General features: G+C 35.9%; 4 protein-coding genes and 1 pseudogene. 1 reads left to right on the top strand and 4 read right to left on the bottom strand.

All coding sequences use genetic code 11. The features are described 5' to 3' along the window. Window positions 1–112 precede the first annotated feature (112 nt). Genes ACIQ1E_RS14140 through ACIQ1E_RS14130 form a run of 3 tightly spaced genes read right to left on the bottom strand, consistent with a single transcriptional unit; the run spans window position 113 to window position 1,300 of the window. Window positions 113–754, bottom strand: a complete 642-nt coding sequence (locus ACIQ1E_RS14140; RefSeq protein ID WP_396172018.1) for an O-methyltransferase — start codon at window positions 752–754, stop codon at window positions 113–115. Beyond that, window positions 754–1,044: a type II toxin-antitoxin system RelE/ParE family toxin gene (locus ACIQ1E_RS14135; protein WP_396172017.1), complete on the bottom strand. Its 291-nt coding sequence runs from the start codon at window positions 1,042–1,044 to the stop codon at window positions 754–756. The genes ACIQ1E_RS14140 and ACIQ1E_RS14135 overlap by 1 nt, the downstream gene beginning before the upstream one ends. Next, window positions 1,034–1,300, bottom strand: coding sequence for a hypothetical protein (locus tag ACIQ1E_RS14130; protein ID WP_396172015.1), 267 nt, complete (start codon window positions 1,298–1,300; stop codon window positions 1,034–1,036). Before ACIQ1E_RS14130 ends, ACIQ1E_RS14135 begins: the two co-directional genes overlap by 11 nt. A gap of 95 nt (window positions 1,301–1,395) precedes the next feature. Here ACIQ1E_RS14130 and rlmN point away from each other — a divergent pair, with 95 nt between their 5' ends. Beyond that, entirely contained in the window at window positions 1,396–2,433 is a 1,038-nt protein-coding gene (gene rlmN / locus ACIQ1E_RS14125) for a 23S rRNA (adenine(2503)-C(2))-methyltransferase RlmN (protein ID WP_396172013.1), read from the top strand. Between the two features lie 50 nt (window positions 2,434–2,483). Here rlmN and ACIQ1E_RS14120 read toward each other — a convergent pair. Then, window positions 2,484–2,709 (bottom strand): annotated as a pseudogene (locus ACIQ1E_RS14120) (hypothetical protein); the annotation flags it as partial.

Below are 2,709 nucleotides of genomic sequence, written 5' to 3'. Positions count from 1 at the left end.
GGGTATTTGTGTGGAGTTCTACTAGGATTCCTAATATTTAAATTATATCAACTAGCCCAAAAAAGGAATTTTCCAGTTTAAAGGCATTGCGAGGTACGAAGCAATCTCTTATTTACAACACTCTAGAAACCGTCAACCCATCACGAATGGGCAACAAAACCGTTTCTACTCTTGGATCGTTTTTCAATAAAAGATTGTATTCCAACAATATTTTAGTACTACCATCTTTTGGGTCTAAAGGCTCCACCACTTTTCCGCTCCATAATACATTATCCGAAAGAATAATGCCGCCTTTATTCATTTTTGGAACAATCAATTCAAAATAATGGATGTAATTTTCTTTGTCGGCATCGATAAACACCAAATCAAAATTAAAATCCAGACTTGGAATGATATCCAAAGCTTCGCCAAGATGTTGTACAATTTGGGTGCCCCAAGGCGATTTGTCGAAATGTTTGCGTTGAAAATCGACCAATTCTTCTTTGATGTCAATCGTATGCAATTGCCCGCTTTCTTGCATTCCTTCGCACAAACACAAAGCCGAATAACCAGTATAGGTCCCTATTTCCAGAATATTTACAGGACGAATCAGTTTTGACAACATACTCAAAACACGTCCTTGAAAATGACCGCTCAACATTCGTGGCAACAAAACTTTCTGATAGGTTTCCTTATTTAAAGCCGCTAACAATTCGGGCTCTTTCTCGGAATGTTTTTCGATATAATTTTCGAGTTCTTGGGATATGAAGTGCATTATTTTAATTTAAAATTACTCAAATCTTGGTAGTTATTCCAAAATCGCAACAAGTAAAGGGTGTCGTTTTCAATGGAATAATAAATAGTAATTTGTTTTATCACCACCATTTTATAAACAGTCGAATAGTCAGATTTGACAAAAAGCACATTCCCTTTTGCTAATAAATTTAGAGAATAATCGATTTCATTAATGAAATTCAAAACTTCCTTTTCAGACCAATGGTTTTCAAGATATTCAATATTTTTCCAATAATCAATTTTGGCTGCAAAAGCCCATTCAATTTTCATTTTTGAAATATTTTGAATACCTTTCTTTTGTTTCTTCCATTACTAAATCGTGAGGAATAGTCTGTTTATTAGCAACTTGAATAAGCGCCTCTTCTATCGCTTTTTTTTCTTCTAATGTCATCCTATTTACCTCTAAATCATCATTGGATATCTCATTTAAATAATTATCAAAAACTGAAGAAACAATGCGCAACAAACGTTCGTCGGCATTTTCGATTTGCATTTGAATTTTCAGCTTTAATTCTGGAAGTCCCATAGGTTTTCAATTTACAAAAACAAAGTTACAAAATAAATTTTTGAAGCTTAGAAAAATCCCATATAATTCAAAATTGTAATTAACTTTGCAGTCTGATGGAAAAAAAAGACATACGAGCAGTTTCAAAAGAAGAATTACGGGAGTTTTTTGTCGCCAATGGCGATAAAGCCTTCCGCGGAAACCAAGTGTATGAATGGTTGTGGAGCAAAGGTGCCCATAGTTTTGAAGATATGACCAATGTATCTAAAACTACTCGTAATATGCTCGAAAACCATTTTGTCATCAATCACATCAAGGTGGACAAAATGCAACGCAGTGAAGACGGAACGGTCAAAAATGCGGTTCGTTTGCACGACGGTTTGGTGGTAGAAAGCGTTTTGATTCCAACCAATACACGAACAACCGCCTGCGTTTCTAGTCAAGTAGGCTGCAGTTTGGATTGCAATTTTTGTGCAACGGCAAGACTGAAGAGAATGCGTAATCTCGAACCTGCTGAAATTTACGACCAAGTAATTGCAATAGATAAAGAAAGTCGTTTGTATTACAATCATCCCCTTTCGAATATTGTTTTTATGGGAATGGGAGAACCTCTGATGAATTACAACAATGTAATGAAAGCCATCGAGATGATCACCTCAGACGAAGGTTTGGGAATGTCTCCTAAACGAATCACAGTTTCGACTTCGGGCGTGCCAAAAATGATAAAAAAAATGGCCGATGATGAAGTGAAATTCAATTTAGCCGTTTCTTTACACTCTGCCATTGATGATATTCGTTCTCGAATTATGCCTTTCAGTCAAAGTTTTCCTTTGGCAGATTTAAGAGAATCCCTAGAATATTGGTACCGCAAAACCAAAAGCAAAATATCATTCGAATATGTAGTCTGGAAAGGAATCAATGACGATAAAGCTTCGGTTGATGCCCTAGTTAAATTTTGCAAATACGTTCCTTGCAAAGTCAATTTGATAGAATACAACCCTATCGATGATGGCGAGTTCCAACAAGCTTCAGAAGAATCTATCAATAGATACATCAAAGCCCTTGAAGCCACTGGAATCGTTGTAAAAGTGCGCAGGAGTCGTGGCAAAGACATTGATGCGGCTTGCGGGCAATTGGCCAACAAAGAAGCATAAAAAAACGTCCCAATTTTCATCAGGACGTTCTTAAATTCAATTTATATCTTTTATTTTTTAAGTTGAATTTCTTTCACAACATCTTTTACAGTTATTGTTGCTAAAGCATCACACTCTCCTTTTCCGTAATCAAGAGTAGCTTTCACCAAGTCATTTTTCAAAATTTCAACCACACCTGACACTGGGAACGGCATTTTGCAACTCATTTTAACTACAAGTGGATTCGTTTTTTGTACCGTACGAGTATATTTAGAACCATTTGGGAATGTTGTTATA

It is taken from the genome of Flavobacterium sp., assembly GCF_044348915.1.
Taxonomy (GTDB): domain Bacteria; phylum Bacteroidota; class Bacteroidia; order Flavobacteriales; family Flavobacteriaceae; genus Flavobacterium.
Note: the sequence above shows the minus strand (reverse complement) of the source record. Positions and strands in the feature narration are given on the sequence as shown.